Source organism: Pseudomonas sp. AC255, from assembly GCF_979258175.1.
The window spans coordinates 1040507-1056586 of record NZ_OZ409841.1 but is presented as its reverse complement, the minus strand read 5'-3'; the positions used below and the strand labels follow the sequence as shown (position 1 = coordinate 1056586).

Annotated in this window: 17 protein-coding genes; 3 read left to right on the top strand and 14 right to left on the bottom strand. The window is 59.5% G+C overall.

The window, feature by feature from the left end; all coding sequences use genetic code 11:
• Nucleotides 1–255: 255 nt before the first annotated feature.
• The 4 genes from ACZZ0K_RS04985 to ACZZ0K_RS04970 form a co-directional block, all read right to left on the bottom strand.
• Nucleotides 256–996 carry an alpha/beta hydrolase gene (locus ACZZ0K_RS04985; RefSeq protein WP_150742567.1) on the bottom strand — a complete coding sequence of 247 codons (741 nt, stop codon included), beginning with the start codon at nucleotides 994–996 and terminating at the stop codon, nucleotides 256–258.
• 6 nt (nucleotides 997–1002) lie between these two features.
• A complete protein-coding gene (locus tag ACZZ0K_RS04980; protein WP_039760120.1) occupies nucleotides 1003–1497 on the bottom strand; it encodes a PAAR domain-containing protein in 495 nt (164 codons plus the stop codon).
• Nucleotides 1494–2156, bottom strand: coding sequence for a hypothetical protein (locus tag ACZZ0K_RS04975; RefSeq protein ID WP_252882483.1), 663 nt, complete (start codon nucleotides 2154–2156; stop codon nucleotides 1494–1496). Before ACZZ0K_RS04975 ends, ACZZ0K_RS04980 begins: the two co-directional genes overlap by 4 nt.
• 159 nt (nucleotides 2157–2315) lie before the next feature.
• Nucleotides 2316–2795, bottom strand: a complete 480-nt coding sequence (locus tag ACZZ0K_RS04970) for a GNAT family N-acetyltransferase (RefSeq protein WP_041479417.1) — start codon at nucleotides 2793–2795, stop codon at nucleotides 2316–2318.
• 386 nt (nucleotides 2796–3181) lie between these two features.
• Between ACZZ0K_RS04970 and ACZZ0K_RS04965 the strand changes: the two genes are divergently transcribed.
• The 3 genes from ACZZ0K_RS04965 (at nucleotide 3182) to ACZZ0K_RS04955 (ending at nucleotide 4311) form a co-directional block, all read left to right on the top strand.
• Nucleotides 3182–3526 carry a hypothetical protein gene (locus ACZZ0K_RS04965; protein ID WP_041479419.1) on the top strand — a complete coding sequence of 115 codons (345 nt, stop codon included), beginning with the start codon at nucleotides 3182–3184 and terminating at the stop codon, nucleotides 3524–3526.
• 44 nt (nucleotides 3527–3570) lie between these two features.
• Complete coding sequence (locus tag ACZZ0K_RS04960) at nucleotides 3571–3825, top strand: hypothetical protein (RefSeq protein WP_041479421.1); 255 nt, start codon at nucleotides 3571–3573, stop codon at nucleotides 3823–3825.
• Between the two features lie 105 nt (nucleotides 3826–3930).
• Nucleotides 3931–4311, top strand: a complete 381-nt coding sequence (locus ACZZ0K_RS04955; RefSeq protein WP_258707057.1) for a Rho termination factor N-terminal domain-containing protein — start codon at nucleotides 3931–3933, stop codon at nucleotides 4309–4311.
• 114 nt (nucleotides 4312–4425) lie between these two features.
• On the opposite strand, the gene ACZZ0K_RS04950 is transcribed toward ACZZ0K_RS04955, so the two are convergent.
• From ACZZ0K_RS04950 to ACZZ0K_RS04905, 10 genes are all read right to left on the bottom strand, one after another.
• Nucleotides 4426–5355 (bottom strand): PfkB family carbohydrate kinase, encoded by a 930-nt coding sequence (locus ACZZ0K_RS04950; RefSeq protein ID WP_258707058.1) that lies wholly within the window; start codon nucleotides 5353–5355, stop codon nucleotides 4426–4428.
• Nucleotides 5348–6814 carry a purine-cytosine permease family protein gene (locus ACZZ0K_RS04945; RefSeq protein WP_463558996.1) on the bottom strand — a complete coding sequence of 489 codons (1467 nt, stop codon included), beginning with the start codon at nucleotides 6812–6814 and terminating at the stop codon, nucleotides 5348–5350. The genes ACZZ0K_RS04950 and ACZZ0K_RS04945 overlap by 8 nt, the downstream gene beginning before the upstream one ends.
• A gap of 201 nt (nucleotides 6815–7015) precedes the next feature.
• Nucleotides 7016–8014, bottom strand: coding sequence for an ADP-ribosylglycohydrolase family protein (locus ACZZ0K_RS04940; RefSeq protein WP_056788274.1), 999 nt, complete (start codon nucleotides 8012–8014; stop codon nucleotides 7016–7018).
• On the bottom strand, nucleotides 8011–8724 hold the full coding sequence (locus ACZZ0K_RS04935) for a GntR family transcriptional regulator (RefSeq protein ID WP_016770970.1): 714 nt from the start codon (nucleotides 8722–8724) through the stop codon (nucleotides 8011–8013). The genes ACZZ0K_RS04940 and ACZZ0K_RS04935 overlap by 4 nt, the downstream gene beginning before the upstream one ends.
• 663 nt (nucleotides 8725–9387) lie before the next feature.
• Nucleotides 9388–10356: an L-arabinose ABC transporter permease AraH gene (gene araH, locus ACZZ0K_RS04930; protein ID WP_056788625.1), complete on the bottom strand. Its 969-nt coding sequence runs from the start codon at nucleotides 10354–10356 to the stop codon at nucleotides 9388–9390.
• Between the two features lie 12 nt (nucleotides 10357–10368).
• Nucleotides 10369–11916, bottom strand: a complete 1548-nt coding sequence (araG, locus tag ACZZ0K_RS04925) for an L-arabinose ABC transporter ATP-binding protein AraG (RefSeq protein ID WP_041479431.1) — start codon at nucleotides 11914–11916, stop codon at nucleotides 10369–10371.
• Between the two features lie 53 nt (nucleotides 11917–11969).
• A complete protein-coding gene (locus ACZZ0K_RS04920; protein WP_016770973.1) occupies nucleotides 11970–12974 on the bottom strand; it encodes a substrate-binding domain-containing protein in 1005 nt (334 codons plus the stop codon).
• Nucleotides 12975–13110: 136 nt separating this feature from the next.
• Nucleotides 13111–13929, bottom strand: coding sequence for an SDR family oxidoreductase (locus ACZZ0K_RS04915; protein WP_252884664.1), 819 nt, complete (start codon nucleotides 13927–13929; stop codon nucleotides 13111–13113).
• Nucleotides 13930–14198: 269 nt separating this feature from the next.
• Nucleotides 14199–15074: an SMP-30/gluconolactonase/LRE family protein gene (locus ACZZ0K_RS04910; protein WP_258707060.1), complete on the bottom strand. Its 876-nt coding sequence runs from the start codon at nucleotides 15072–15074 to the stop codon at nucleotides 14199–14201.
• A gap of 134 nt (nucleotides 15075–15208) precedes the next feature.
• Entirely contained in the window at nucleotides 15209–15925 is a 717-nt protein-coding gene (locus ACZZ0K_RS04905) for a FadR/GntR family transcriptional regulator (protein ID WP_041479437.1), read from the bottom strand.
• Nucleotides 15926–16080 lie beyond the last annotated feature (155 nt).

Below are 16080 nucleotides of genomic sequence, written 5' to 3'. Positions count from 1 at the left end.
GCCGGACTGTTTAATTCGATGTGCCTGAGAAAAATCAAGGTCATTTGTCAACGAGCAGACCAGCCCACGCCCTATAGACGACTTGAACAGGCCGAGAAGTTCCACGTCGGACTTGAAATAAACTTGATAAATTCCGGTAGTACGAAGCCGCTCTGTCTTTTCGTATTTGAGGTCAGCAATGGGCCGACCATGATTCAAAGAACAAGCCGAGAGCACCGACATACATATTGTCAAGATTAAAACCTTCACAGGTTGTTACCCCTTAATCCACTTGAATATTGACTCCGCTACAATCTGTCGCGCTGACTTTCCACCGGGCAAGGCGTGAGCATACATAGAGTTGGCATCTGCGTGATTGATATCGAGCCGCCCCATGACGTTCGGTCCTTCGGAGATCTCCCATTGCTCACCGAAGTCTGCAACCAGATCTGACAGGTTCCAATCGACCGCAGCTGCCCTGATATTTACCCAATACTGCGCTTTAGGCTTGGGAACCTGACGATATATTTTCGAAATACCATATACGATTTTGCCGTGTCCTACGGGATCCAGTGTCACCAAGATTTTTATTTTGAAACCGCGCTCGGTTAAAACGGCAGACAAATGAGCACCGTTCCAGCCACCCAAACTGTGGCCAATGATATAAATCGCAGTATTGCAACTTGGAATTTTTCGAATAACGTTACGCTCCAAATCCTCCTCACTCATAAATGAGTTATAACCAAGAGGCAACGTCGTACAAGATTTCTGTATTTCCAGCGCTTCGATGTCCGCGTCGACCATATCTCGCACATAGTCGACATTGTGATTGGGACCATCAACGTAATACCGTTCCTGATCGCCAGCTCCACCAACAAGAAAAACCATTGCATCGCGGATGCTTACTGTTACTTGCTTGACCGATTGATCTGTCTTGCAAGTAAGTGTATGACTCACGGGATCCCTTGTCGCCATTGGCGGTGGTGGAGCCTCTGCTGTAGCACTTCCATTTGCCATCTCTAATTACTCCACAAATAATTTAATCGTCTCAGCCAGGTGAGAACTGACGGTATGGGTAAATCCCGCCGCATCCGTCACGCCAGACTCTTCACTGCCGTCACCCCGCTGAATGATGTAAGGGTGATAAGAGACCGGCTCTCCGGTGTCCTGATTGACTACTTGCAACCTGTCAGTGAAATGCACCGGCATCGGCAACAGCCCACTAAATGCGGCCCCTCCCCCACTTTGGCCGATGATCACCGTGCCCGAGCCACCGATCACGACATTGCCATGCCCACCAGTGCTATCGAGCATCGCGGCATTCAGGCCGTTAATGAAAACAGTGCCGGAGACCGCTCCGGTGATAGGGCTGCCACACGCTGATTTATCGGTCATGCGTGCAGCAGCGAGGCCGTCGAAGAATACGTCCGGCGAGCCGGAGACAATCGGGTTGGTGCCGTGACCTGGCAGTGGGCAGGCGGTTGGGTCGGTGACGCGAGCTGCGGGTTTACCACTCAATTCAAAGCTCCTTGCTTAAGGGGTGCCGGGGATGGCTGATAGATGTCGATGTCGGTCGCGGCAAAGCGCCAGCGATTATCGACCGGGTCGAACAGAGCATGACAATGCTCACGGCTTTCAGGTGATGTCGCGGTTTGTATGGCACGCCAGGCTTCGTTGGCTTGCCAACTCAACTCGGCAGGCGTTGCATCATCAAGTTCGTTGAGCCAGGCGTTGTAGTTGCGCAGGTGATTGCGCTCGAAAGTCGATTGCAGCAACTCGACCATTTCCACGCCAAGGTCCAGATGATGCCTGGAGGTCCAGCGCCCCACTTCGGAGTAGACGTGCCAGCCCATCGGGATCAACGCACCGTTTTTCAACAGAGAATGGCCGGCGAGAGCGACGAAGCCGCAACAGATGTGCAGCATCAGCCAGCCTTGATGGGCGTCGATAATCGCTGTGGGATCAAAGGTTCTCAGCGCTACCACGCGGTAGTCGCCAAGGTCGGCACTGCGCGTCATCAACTCGGCATCAAGCCGCGACACGAAAGCCCGTATAGCTACGCCGCCAGTGCGCTGGGCCATGCAGAGAATTTCGACAGCCTGTCGATTCGGGTCGTCAGCAGAGCCGGTGGTTTTCACCAGACCATACAGACGCATGGACGCCTGCAATCCGCTCATAGCTGGCCACTCATTGACGCAGCGAGGGCTCCACAGGCGCGGAGAAATTTTGCCAGATGCATTGCAGGTGTCGTCCGTGAGCGCGCAAAAATGGCGCACAGAATGCCGGACCAGAGCGGTGGCGACAACTGAATCAGCAGTAGATTGCCATCATTGTGCTCAGCCCTCGGCAAATTCGCGCAACACCTTGCCATCCATGCGATACCGCACCCATTCCTCCTGCGGTTGCGCACCGAGGGATTTGTAGAATTCGATGGCTGGGGTGTTCCATTCCAGCACGCTCCATTCGAAGCGGCCGCAGTCGTTGGCGCAGGCGATTTTCGCCAGGTGGCGCAGCAGGGTTTTGCCGGCGCCGCCGCCACGTTGTTCGGGGGTGATGTAGAGGTCTTCGAGGTACAGGCAGTTGCTGCCCAGCCAGGTTGAATAACTGAAGAAGAACACCGCGAAGCCGATCGGCAAGCCGTCGCGCAGGCAGATCAGGCCATGGGCGGTCGCGCCTTCGCCGAACAGGCTGCGTTCGATGTCGGCGACGCTGGCGATGACTTCGTGACGGGCCTTTTCGAAATCTGCCAGTTCGGTGATGAAGGCGAGGATTTGCGGCGCATCGCTGGGGGTCGCCGGGCGGATTTCGATCGTCATGGACGGGCCTTGTCTGCAAATTAAAGCGCCATACTAAGGCGCGCAGCGGCGCTCGTCACATGGCAAACATACTGACCTGCCCGATCGGGCGAACGCCGTTGCCCCTGTGGGAGCGAGCCTGCTCGCGAATGCGTCCTTCCAGTCAGCCTCGAGTCAACTGACAGAATGCCTTCGCGAGCAGGCTCGCTCCCACATTTGATAGCGCACGTTCTGAAAGGATGCTTATGACCGTTAACTGTTTTGCACCGATGGAAACACTAAAGCTCGGCATCGTCTGAACAGCAGACACGCGACCCTGGCGAAGACCGTTCGTCGATCATCAGGCACCAATCCGTCATCAGGGCTGACCAACCCAGTGTAAGGATTCCAATCACTGGAGAAGCCCTATGATCTCGTCAAGGTTGACCGCTTTAGTCTTCAGCGCCCTGCTCTGCCCTGCGGTATTCGCCGCCTCGTCCACGGCAGCGGGCACTGGCCCTACCGATCCGACCCCGCCACGCGCGCCCGCCATCAACAGTGCTCCCGGTATGAATACCGATGGTTCCGGCGTGCCGCTGATCAATCAGCCACCCGCCACCGGCACCGATCCGCGCACACAAGGCAGCGATCCGGGCCGTCAGGGTGGCATGAACACGCCTGACTCTCCTGCCACTCCGCCTGACAATGCCGGCCCCGGTGTCGGCTCGAAAACCACCACCGGTGGCTCCGGTTCCGAAGGTGCCGGTCAGTAGTTCGCCGACGCGAGCGCCCTATTCACTCCCATGAAGAGGTAACCATGAACGTCGACAAAGACCTGGAAAAAGAAGTTCTCACCCGCCTGCTGCACGCGCATCCCAATGGCTTGGGCAAGGAGGTGCTGGACAATTACCGGGGCGAGAAAGTCGTGGCCAGCGCCCTCGCCGCCCTGCAGGATCGCGGGCTGATTCACCATGGTCATGTGACCTGCAGCGAAGCGGGCGAACACTCGCTGAACCTGCCGATCAAGCTCAGTTCAGCCGGCGTTGAAGCGGCGAAGAAACTCGATAGCTGACGCTGGTTGGGGCTGCGGACCTTTCGACTTCGAACGGGCGATTCGTCTCGAGTGATTCGCAGCCTTCGGCGTAACGCAGCACATCCTGACGCAAGGAGAAATCCCATGCCTCGTGGAAGCAAAGACAAATACACCAGCGAACAGAAGCGCAAAGCCGAGCACATCGAAGACAGCTACGAGAAAAAGGGCGTGTCGAAAGATGAAGCTGAGGCGCGTGCCTGGGCGACGGTGAACAAGCACTCCGGCGGTGGCGAGAAGTCCGGTGGCTCAGGGCGCAAGAAGCCTGCAAGTGCCAAGTCGGAAGAGCGCAAAGAGTCATCCCGCCGCGCGGTGGCTAGCCGCAAGGGCCATTCACGCGATAGCGAGACTTCGAAGGATACGCAGACTGTCGATAGCCTGATGAAGGAAGCCCGAGCGAAGAATATTCCGGGACGCTCGTCGATGCGCAAGCAGGAGTTGATCGAGGCGTTGCGCAAGGCCGGTTAAGTCTGATGGCCTCATCGCTGGCAAGCCAGCTCCCACAGATTTTTCGGGTGGTTGCACTATTGCACTTACACACGAAGACCCTGTGGGAGCTGGCTTGCCAGCGATTGCGGTGCCTCAGTCGCCGCAGGATTCGCGGATAAACGCATCCACCTCACCCGCCCCCGGCGATGTCGCCGGCCCCCAGCGCGTCACCGCCAGCGCCGCCGCAGCATTCGCCCGCCGCGCCGCTTCCAGTGCATCCAGCCCCTGCGCCAATCCGGCCACAAACACCCCGGCATGCGCATCACCGGCGCCATTGCTGTCCACTGCATTGACAGCAAACCCCGGCACTTGTCGACGCTCGCCGCGCTGTTGAATCCAGCAACCCTGCGGCCCGTCGCGCACCACCATCAGCACACTTTCAGGCAGCAGTTCCGCGAGGCGATCCATCGCGATACCAATCTCATCGGCTCCGGTAAACCGCAGCGCCTCAACGCTGTTGCTGGTCCACACATCGATGCGCGGCAGCAACGTCTGCATCATAGGCGCGTCAGGTGACTCCACCAACGGTCCCGGGTCGAACACCACATTGACCGACGCCGGCAGCGCCAGCGTCCAGTCGAGCAACGCCTGCGCCTTGCCCTCGTGCAGCAGACTGTAACCGCTGAGATAAACGTAATCGCCGGGCTCGGCAGCCACACTGTTCAAATCGTCTTCGGTCACCTCGCCTTCAGCGCCGATGTAGGAAATGAAACTGCGTTCAGCCGACGCATCGGTCAGCGCCACGCACAGACCGGTGTCGCGCTCGGCCGGTTCGCGGATGCCGATGCAGATACCTTCCGCCTGCATCGCTTGGCGCGCCAAGTCACCGAAACGCCCCATGCCATGGCGACCGAGGTAAACCACCGGCAGACCGTTACGCACCGCAGCGGCCATCACGTTGAAACCGCCGCCGGCTTCGAACCCCGCCGACTGCGCCAGCACGTCGCCGCCAATCTGCGGCAGTTTATCCACGGCCATGACCAGGTCGATGATGACCTGGCCGGTGTGCAGCATCTTAGGCATGAGCATTCTCGGGGTGCGCGGCGCGGCGATCTTTCGCACCGCCAAGTATCAGGTAAATGCCACCGGCGACGACGAAGGTCACGATCCAGCCGAGGCCGTTGTGGCCCAGCCAGGAGTCGGACAGAAAGCCCTTGAACCAGACGTTTTCTGCCGTGGTGCCGATGGTGGTGAAGCTGAAACCAAGGACGATGGCGATCGCCCAGGCGCCAAACGCGCGCCACTCGATGCCGCCGCGATACCAGTAGGCGCTGCTCGGGCTGACATCGAGCAGGTCTTTGGGGCTGTAGTAATGGCGGTGAATCAGGTCGACCACGAAGATCCCCACCCAGGCAGTGATCGGCACTGCCAGCAGGGAAATGAAAGTGATGAACGGGCCGTAGAAACTGTCGGCGATCAGCATGAAGTAGATCGAGCCGGCGAAGATCGCGACGATATCCACCACTACCGCGTAGACGCGTTTGACCTTGAGGCCCAGGGTCAGCGTGGTCAGGCCGGCGGAATATACCGACAGGTTGTTCGACAGCAGCAGGCCGCCGAACGCGGTGATCAAGTACGGCACGGCCATCCAGGTCGGCAGCATGTCGCGAATCGCCACGATCGGGTCAGTCGCCGACGCCAGGTCATTGTTGCCCACCGACAACAAGCCGCCGAGGGTGATCAGCAGCACCAGCGGAATCCCTGCGCCGAACGCCGCCGACGCCACCAGGCGCACAGCCTTGACGCTGCGATGCTGATAGCGCGACATGTCGGCACCAGCGTTGGCCCAACCGATACCAGTGCCGGCGGCCATGGTGCCGATGCCTATGATCATTGCACTCAGCGGTGCTGGCGTGGCGTTGAACACCGCACTCCAGTCGATGGTCGCGCAGAGAAAACCACCGACGAGAATGTTCAGCGCACCGAACACGTACGTCGCCCATTTCTGGATTACCAGCAGGGTCGCGTGGCCGAGGCCGGACACTGACAAGGTCAGCAGGACGAAGATGGCGATAAAGATCAGCGTCAGTATCGGCGCACTTTTCGCCTCGACCGGCGAGCCGAACAGGATCGAACACAGCGACAGCAGCACGAACGCGGCGGTGGTGGTGTTGACGGTTTCCCAACCCAGACGCGACATCAGCGAAACCAGCGTCGGGCCGATGTTGCCGCGTACGCCGAAGATCGCCCGCGACAGCGTCAGACTCGGCGCGCGGCCCCGCCGCCCGGCAATCGAAATAATCCCGACCACGGCAAACGAACCGGCGGCACCGAGGATGGCGACGATGATCGCCTGCCAGATCGCCAGCCCGCGAAACGCCACCAGCGTGGCGCCCAGCGGCAGGCCGAGGATGGAAATATTGGCCGCAAACCAGACCCAGAACAGCTGCAACGGATGACCGTTGCACTCGGCTTCCGGCACCGGCTCGATGCCCCGGGTTTCCAATTGCCCGACGCTTTGCCCGGCGGTTGATGAACTCATGAAGATGCTCCTGTTTGCCTTTTTTGTGGTTGTGGCAATGATGCAAAACGACAAGACAACCGGCCTTCCGAGGCCTGTCTGTGCGATCCATTGCTGTGTGAATTCTTTAGAAATGCGCCGCCCTTTCGCGAGCAGGCTCGCTCCCACAAGGAAATGCATTCCAATTGTGGGAGCGAGCCTGCTCGCGAAGAGGCCAGCCAGTCAACGCAAGGCCAACAGCCCCTGCACCAACGGTTCCAGCTCAAGTTGATTAACGACTTTCACCGTTTCGATCATCGGCTGCGGCCAGCACTCAAGACCCAGGCAAGCGCCGAGCATGGCGCCGAGAATCGCCGCGATGGTATCCGTGTCGCCGCCCAGGCTGGCAGCCATGCACAACGCCTCGAATGCCGTCATCTCGCCGATGGCCACTTGCTGGGCCAGGGCGAATGAGACCACCACCGACTCCTGCGACGCCACCGATGTACCGATCACGTCATAGAGCAGATCGGCAAGCAATGCTTTGTCGCTGTCGACGCTGATACTGCGCGCCCAACTGATCCGCGAGGCCATGCGCCCGCCAGCAACCCAATGCCCGTGGGCTTCGGCTTGCTGGGCAATCTGCTGGCCAAGATTCAGCGCCTCGCCCAGATCGACGCCATTGATGCCAGCGGAAACCACCGCCGCCACCGCCGCCGCACTGGAAATCCCCAGCGTGGTGTTATGCGTCACCTGGCAAGCCTGCACGACCGCCGCAATGAAGCGCTGCGGATCGGCCACGTTCGCGGCAATGCCCACCGGGGTGATGCGCATCGCCGCGCCATTGGTGGTGCCGTAACGCCCGGCTTCTTCCGGGGAATGCCCGGCGAGGATCATTTCAATAGCGCGTTTGGTCGAGGGGCCGAGCAAGTCCTGCGAGCCTTTGGCCTGCATCTCGGCTTCCCATTCGATCAAGCGCTGGGCGAGGACCGCCGGCTCGATACGGCCGTGACCTTCGACCAATAATTCGCCGACCAGGATCGCCTGCTCGGTGTCATCGGTGATCGAGCCTTTGGGCATGTTCGCGGCGATCGGTTGCAAGGGACCTGCGTCCTGCAAATCAGTGATCTGGCCGAAGCGCGCCTTGATCGTTTCACGATCAAGCGACTGCGTCGGCATGCCCAGCGCATCACCCAGAGCCAGACCATAGAAAGCGCCAAGCGCACGGTTGAGCGCGGTCATTTCGATTCTCCGAATTGCAGGTGCAGACGAAAGTGCACCGGGTCGAGCAGGCTTTCGACCTGTTCCATGAAACGGTTCTGCCGGTCGTAGGTGGTGCGCAGGGCTTTGAGAAACACCGTGCCGACCGGTCGACCAAGCAGCTCAGCGTCTTCGGCATTCAGCGGCTCGGCGCCGATCCACTGATCGCCGCGCTCGCCGATATAGCCGTAGGCGGCCAGGGTAATGGTCAGGGAATTGTCGATCAGGCCGACGCGGGGCAGGCTTTCCAGGCCGCCATTGGCCGGCATCAAGGATCGTTCCAGAGACACCAGCGTACCGTCGGTGGCGCGCCGGCGACGGTCGAGGGTGATGAATTGATCGGTGCCGAAACGCACCAGCAGATCTGGGCGAGTCACCGCCTCGAGGCGCAACACTTCGGTATTGATCAGCGCCCCGCTGTCGGCCAGCGCCTGCGCCCAGCCGCTGCGCTGATCCAGCGCGACACCGTCGAAAGTGACGATGGAACCGACACCGCTCTGCGTGGCGATGTAATTACGCCGCTTCAGTTCGGCCAGCGCCTCACGCAAGGTGCCACGGCTGACCTGGAATTCTTGAGCCAACTGATGTTCGCCAGGCAACAGAAAGCCGTCCTCCATGAGGCCGCTTTCGATGCGTCGGACAAGCTCGTCGACCACCCGTTGTTTCTTGTCGAATCGTACCTGTCTAATCATGTACAAATTGATAACCGAAACGGGGCGTGGCGGGCAACAAAAATTTGAGGGAGGTGACCGGTGGAGAGAGCAAAATCAAGAGCCCCTCACCCTAGCCCTCTCCCGGAGGGAGAGGGAACTGATTGGGGAGTGCTCAGGAAATGCGCCGAACTGATGTTGCTTTAGCGAATCCACAATCGACCCGATCTTTCAGGTCGATGTACAACGCAAGACACCTCGGTCGGCCCCCACTCCCTTTGGGAGAGGGAACTGATTGGGGAGTGCTCAGGAAATGCGCCGAACTGATGTTGCTTTAGAGAATCCACAATCGACCCGAACTTTCAGGTCGATGTAGAACGCAAGACACCTCGGTCGGCCCCCACTCCCTTTGGGAGAGGGACTGATTGGGGAGTGCTCAGGAAATGCGCCGAACTGATGTTGCTTTAGCGAATCCACAATCGACCCGATATTTCAGGTCGATGTAGAACGCAAGACACCTCGGTCGGCCCCCTCTCCCTTTCGGAGAGGGAACTGATTGGGGAGTGCTCAGGAAATGCGCCGAACTGATGTTGCTTTAGAGAATCCACAATCGACCCGAACTTTCAGGTCGATGTAGAACGCAAGACACCTCGGTCGGCCCCTCTCCCTTTGGGAGAGGGCTGGGGTGAGGGGTAGCTTTTGACGTTACCGTTGTTTCAAGCGGTCAATGACCACGGCCAGCAACAGAATCGAACCACGAATCACATACTGATAAAACGTATCGATATTCTTCAGGTTCATCGCATTCTCGATGATCGCCAGAATCAACACCCCGGCAATCACATGACGAATCATGCCGATGCCGCCACTCAGCGAAACCCCGCCCAATACGCACGCGGAAATCACTGTCAATTCAAAACCCTGACCAATCATCGGCTGCCCGGAAGTCATCCGCGAGGCCAGAATCACACCCGCCAGCGCACCGATCACACCGTGCACGGCGAAGATGATGATCTTGGTCCGGTCGACGTTAACACCCGCCAGCAGCGCCGCTTCCTGGTTGCCACCGATGGCCATGGTGTTACGCCCATAGGTGGTGTAGTTCAGCAGCCAGCCGAAAAACAGGAAGCAAACGATGGTGATCAGGATTGGCACCGGCACACCGAACAGTTGGCCATTGCCGAAAACAAAGAACGATTCCTGCGAAACACCGACCGCTTTGCCGTTGGCAAAAATGTAGGCCAGACCGCGAACGATCTGCATGGTCGCCAGCGTCGTGATCAAGGCATTGACGCGCAACTTGGCAATCACGATGCCGTTGATCAGCCCGACGATCAGGCCCATCGCCAACGCCGCGCTGACCCCGAGAAATACACTGTTGGTGTCACGCATTACCACTGCCGCGACCACGCCTGCACAGGCGATCACTGAGCCGACCGAGAGGTCGAAGTGTCCGGATGCCAGGCAATAAAGCATGGTGCACGCGGCGATGCCGGTGGTGGAAATCGCCAGACCCAGGCCACGCATGTTCAGCGGCGAGAGGAAGTTGTCGATCAGCAGTGTGCAGGCGACAAAGATGCCGATCGCCGCCAGCAGCATGACCCAGTCATCGAGGAAGCGCCGCATGTCCAGCGGTTTGCGCTCGGTCGGCAGGGTTTCGTTTTGCGTAGTCATCATAGTCACCTCTCAGTTCGCCACGCCGTCAGCGCGGTGGCGTGGCAAAGCCAGTTGCAGCAGGTTGGATTCATTGGCCTGGTCGCGGCTGACTTCGCCGCGCAGGGCGCCTTCGCAGAGCACCAGGATGCGGTCGGAAATGCCCATCACTTCCATCAGATCGCTGGACACCACGATCACCGAAATACCGTCGGCGGCGAGGTTATGAATGATCTGGTAGATCTCGGCCTTGGCGCCGATGTCGATGCCACGGGTCGGTTCGTCGAGCAGCAGGACTTTCATCGGCATCGACAGCCAGCGGCCGAGAATGGCTTTCTGCTGGTTGCCTCCGGAAAGGAACTTTATCTGCTGGCCGGCGTGCGGGGTTTTCACTTTCAGGGCCTTGATCTGCTTGTCAGCATTGCCCTTTTCCCACAGGCCGCGAATCAAGCAGCCGAGCCCGGAATGCGCACCGCGGGCACTGATGTTGATGTTCTCGGCGACGCTGGCCAGGGGGATGATGCCTTCCTTCTTGCGATCTTCCGGGCAGAGCAGAATACCGGCGGCGATCGCGTCACGCGGCGAGCGCAATTTCAGCTCATGGCCGCGCAGTTCGAGACGGCCAGCGGTGTTGCGCTCCAGGCCGCTGAGCAGGCGAAACAGCTCGGTGCGCCCTGCCCCGACCAGCCCGAACAGGCCAAGGATTTCGCCTTTGTGCGCTTCGAAACTGATCGGCTCACGCAGGCCCGGGCCGAGCAAACCATCGACCTTCAACGCCACGGCACCGCGCGGGCGATGGCGGTAATCGTAGATATCCTGAATGTCGCGACCGACCATGCAGGTCACCAGTTGATCGTGGGTCAACTGGCTCATGTCGTCGAATGTACGAACGTAGCGGCCGTCCTTGAACACGGTGACGGCGTCGCAAATGCGGAAGACTTCTTCCATGCGATGGGAAACGTAGAGCACCACTTTGCCTTCGTCGCGCAGGCGACCGATGATCGCCATCAAGCGATCGATCTCCCGCGCCGAGAGGCTGCTGGTCGGTTCGTCGAAAGCGATGACGTGAGCGCCGCGCGACAGCGCTTTGGCGATTTCCACCAGTTGCCGCTGACCCAGCGACAAGCGTCCGACCTTGGTTTGCGGATCGATTTCGTCCGCCAGCCCCTTCAGGCAATTCAGGGCTTTCTGGCGCAGCTCACTGCGATTGATCAAGCCGAAACTGGCCGGCAGATGGCCGAGAAACAGGTTCTCGGCCACGGTCATTTCCGGGACCAGATGCAGTTCCTGGTGAATCACCGCGACGCCGCTGCCGATGCTGTCAGCGGTGGACTTGAACGCCATCGCCTGCTCGCCGATCTGCAGCTCGCCGCTGCTTGGGATGTAAGCGCCACCGAGGATTTTCAGCAGGGTCGATTTGCCCGCGCCGTTCTCGCCCATCAGGGCATGGACCTGGCCGGGGTGGGCGACAAAGCTGATGCCGTCGAGCGCTTTCACGCCGGGAAAGGTCTTGCCGATCCCGTTGAAGCGCAGGCTGCCGCTGGCGCCGTGTTGTTCTTGTGTCTGTACTTGCGCGTGCATAAAGCCACCTCTTCACACCGAAAAACGGCCCGGCTGCCCGGGCCGTCGCTGCCTCAGTTCCACAAGCCGATTTTTTCCAGCTCTTGCTTGAAGTTTTCGCGGGTGATCAGGGTGACGTCATCCATGGCGGTGTACTTCGGCGGCTCTTTGCCGGCGGTGATCCACTCGTACATCATCTCGGCGGTCTTGTAGCCTTCGATGTGCGGGCTTGGCAGCATCGACCCGAAGAAGCCGCTGTTAGGCTTTTTCAATTCGCCGATGGCGTCGGTGCCGTTGATGCCGATGCCAATCACGTTGCTCGCGGCAAACCCGGCCGCTTCGGTGGCGCGCACGCCGCCGAGCACGGTGTTGTCGTTCATGCCGCCGATGATCAGGTTTTTCGCCGCGCTCGGCAGTTTCACCAGCGCCGAGTTGGTGGCGTCCATGCTGCCCGGTACGTCGAGGGTTTTCAGTGCGGCGAAGAGGATGTGATCCTCGGGCATGCCGGCCTTCTTCAGGGCATCGACCGAACCGTCGGTGCGCTTCTTGCCGGTGTCGAGTTCGTTATAGGTGTTGACCACCGCGTAGGTGTCTTTCCAGTCCCAGTTACGCTTTTTCGCTTCGGCAGCCATGGCGGCGCCCTGCTTTTGACCCACTTCAAACGCGGCCATGCCCAGGTACGGCACGTCTTCCATGAACTTGCCGTTGGCGTCGACAAAACGGTCGTCGACGGCAATCACTTTCAAGTCGTTGATCTTGGCTTTGGCCATGATGGCAGGGCCGAGGGACACGTCAGGCGGGCAGATCACAAAACCCTTGGCGCCGTTGGCGGCGAGGCTGTCGATGGCCGAGAGGGTCTTCTCGCCATCCGGCACCGCGATCTTGATCAGTTCAAAGCCTTTGTCCTTGGCGGCTTTTTCGGCAAAAGCCCATTCGGTCTGGAACCACGGTTCTTCGGCCTGCTTGACCAGAAAACCGATCTTCACCGCGTCGGCGGCGAGCAGCGCACTGCTCAGGCTGAACGCAGTGACCGCCAGGGCAGTGCTGCACAGGGTACGAATCCCGAAACGACGTTTCATCAGATGACTCCTTGTTATTTTTTTGAGCAAGGTTTGAAAAGCGTTGAAGCGTGTTCTCAGTGAAGCTGGTTGAAAATAGTCATATCGTATGATGATTGGATTTCAAGCGTAGTTCAGCGCTGGAGATCCGTTTTGTTCAGTCGTGGTACATCACCGAGCGACCACCATCGATGGTGATGCACGAAGCGTTGATAAACGGTGCCTCATCGCTGGCCAGAAACACCGCCGTCATTGCCACTTCGATCGGCTGGCCGATGCGCTTGGGCGGGTGCAGGTCAAAGGCGCGCTGCCGCTCGGCGTGCGGATCGGCAAAGCCATTCCAGTAATCAACGTTCAGCTGCGTTTCGATGTAGCCCGGCGCGATGGCGTTGACGCGAATGCCTTTGGCCGCGTATTCGATGCCGAGTGCGCGGGTCAGGCCGAGCAAGCCGTGCTTGGCCACCGGGTACGGGAAGCAGCCGGGAATGATGTGGCTGGAATGGGTCGAGGCGATGTTGATGATGCTGCCCACGCCCTGCTCGAGCATCTGCGGCAGCACCGCTTTGCAGCCATACCAGGCGCCATCCAGATCAATGGCGAAGCAGCGGTGCCAGTCCTCTTCGGTCATCTGCAAAGGATCGCGGAACACATTGACCCCGGCACAGTTGACCAACACATCGATGCGGCCATGCAATTCCACGGCGCGTCGGGCCAGGGCATGCAGATCCTGCTGATTCGATACGTCGACCTTGAGCGCCTGCACGTCATGGCCCTGATCGCGCCAGTGAGCGGCGACCTGCTCGACCTTGTCAGCCTGGATGTCGCTGATGAGTAATCTGGCTTGCTGCGAGGCGAAGGCGGCGACGATGGCTTCGCCGATGCCCTGAGCGGCCCCGGTCAACAGCACGACCTTGTTTTTCAGGCGCTCGCCTTTCGGCGGGGCCGACACTTGCGGCAATGTCAGCGCTTCAGCCATGGCTCAGGCCTCCTGCACGCAGGCGCAAAAAAACCGGCCATCGGTCGATGTCCGGTTTTGACGGCTGGGGAAAACAGACAGGCAAGCGTCGTCAACGGCATTGAGCCGTGGCGAAAGGCGGATCCGCTTGCGCGGGCGACAAGAATTCGCTGCATCACTTCACCTGTTTTGTTCTTTTTAAGTGTGAGTGCGTGTTACTGCTGGAGCCGACTATAAACCCGACCGCCAAATAATCTCAATATATAATTTTGCATCCCATATTATGGGATTTAACCAGCAAAACGCGTACAGAGTTTTCCTGCAACGTCGACGCGCATGCTCAGCACCGCGCCATCCAATGGATGGTTCAGCGGACTCTTGGCGCTGGTGATGAATAAGGTTTTCAAGTCTTCGCCACCGAACACGCAACTGGTCGGGCGACTGACCGGCAGATCGATCTTGCGGTCCACCTGCCCGTCCGGCGTCAGGCGCAGCAGGCAACTGCCGTCCCAGCGTGCATTCCACACGTAGCCTTCGGCGTCCATCGCCGAGCCATCGGGACCACCGTGTTGATCGGACGAGTAGAACACCTGCGGCGCATCGAGACTGCCGTCGGTGCGGATGAAATATCGATTGAGCGTGCTGTCGAGGCTTTCACCGAACAGCAGCGTGGTGCCGTCGTCGCTCCACAACAAGGTATTGGGAATGCCCAGGCCGAGCAGCAGCGGTGTGACGCGCTGATCGGGATCGATACGGAACAGGCCACCGGAACGGCGCACCAGCGGCAGATCCTCACCGTGCTCGTCGATGTTGTTCTGCATGGTGCCCAACCACAACCGGCCCAAGGCATCGCAACGGGCTTCGTTGGGCCGGTTGCCCGGTTGCGGGTCGGCGACACAGAACAGCGTCAAACGTGGCTCGAGGCCGGGCGAATCGAGATCGAGGCGGTAGACACCACTGCTCAATGTCACCAGCGCATCGCCGCTGGCGCAGGGAATGAAGGCGGAGATGTGCTCGGGCATCTGCCAGATCTGCACGTTCTGACCAATCAGGCGCAACGCTTGTTTACCGGCGATATCGACCCAGTAAAGCGCTTGGGTCGGCGCATCCCAGAACGGGCCTTCGCCGAGTTGCGCGCGGTGTTGGGTCAGGGCGGTGCAGGTCATCTGGAATCCTTCCTGTTCTTGTTGTTTCCAATGTGGGAGCGAGCCTGCTCGCGAAGGCGGCGTGTCAGTCAATGATGATGTATCTGACCTGACGCATTCGCGAGCAGGCTCGCTCCCACAGGGGATTTTCGGTCTTAGCTGGCTTTGCGGTCCGCCATGACTTTCGGGTAAAAGCGTTTTATCGCCAGATCGGCATTGTCGATCAAGGTCATGCACGCCCACACGCCACGGGTCGAATCGCGCGCGGCGATGGCATCGGCCATGTCTTTATGGATCGGCAAGGTGCGGCGCAGTTCATCGGGGTCGGCGGCGGAGACTTCGAACGACACCGCCAGTAACGCACCGAGGGCCGGGACCATTTGTTCGATGAACTGATTATGGCTGGCGGCAAGAATGCATTCGTGGAAGGCCTGGTCGGCACGGTTGTAATCAACGCCGCTGTCGACTGCACGTTCCAGCGCATTGAAAGCCAGTTGTACCGCTTCGATCTGCTCCGGTGTCGCCCGCTCACAGGCCCAGCGCACCGCCATCGGCTCAATGGTGCGGCGCAAATCCAGCAGGTCATCGACGAAGTTTTCCGGCAACCCATTGCGCGATAGCCAACCGACCACCTGCGGATCGAACAGATTCCAGCGCCGGACCGGCAACACCCGCGTGCCGACTTTCGGCCCGACTTCGAGCATGCCTTTGGCGACGAGGGTTTTGATGGCTTCGCGAATCACCGTGCGGCTGACACCAAGCTGCTCGCCCAGATCCGCCTCGACCTTGATGGTCTGCCCCGGCTTGACCTGACCGGCCGCAATCCAGCTGCCCAGCCAGTCAACGGTCGACGCATGAAAGCTGCTGGACATGTACACCTCAAGGCGAATCGCGATGGGTGCCTACGCTAATCATCATACGAATAACAGTCAATCGGATTTTTCAGCTTGCGCAAACCAATGTGGGAGCGAGCCTGCTCGCGAAAGCGTCGTGTCAGTCAACATTGCTGGCGACTTATACAGCGCAT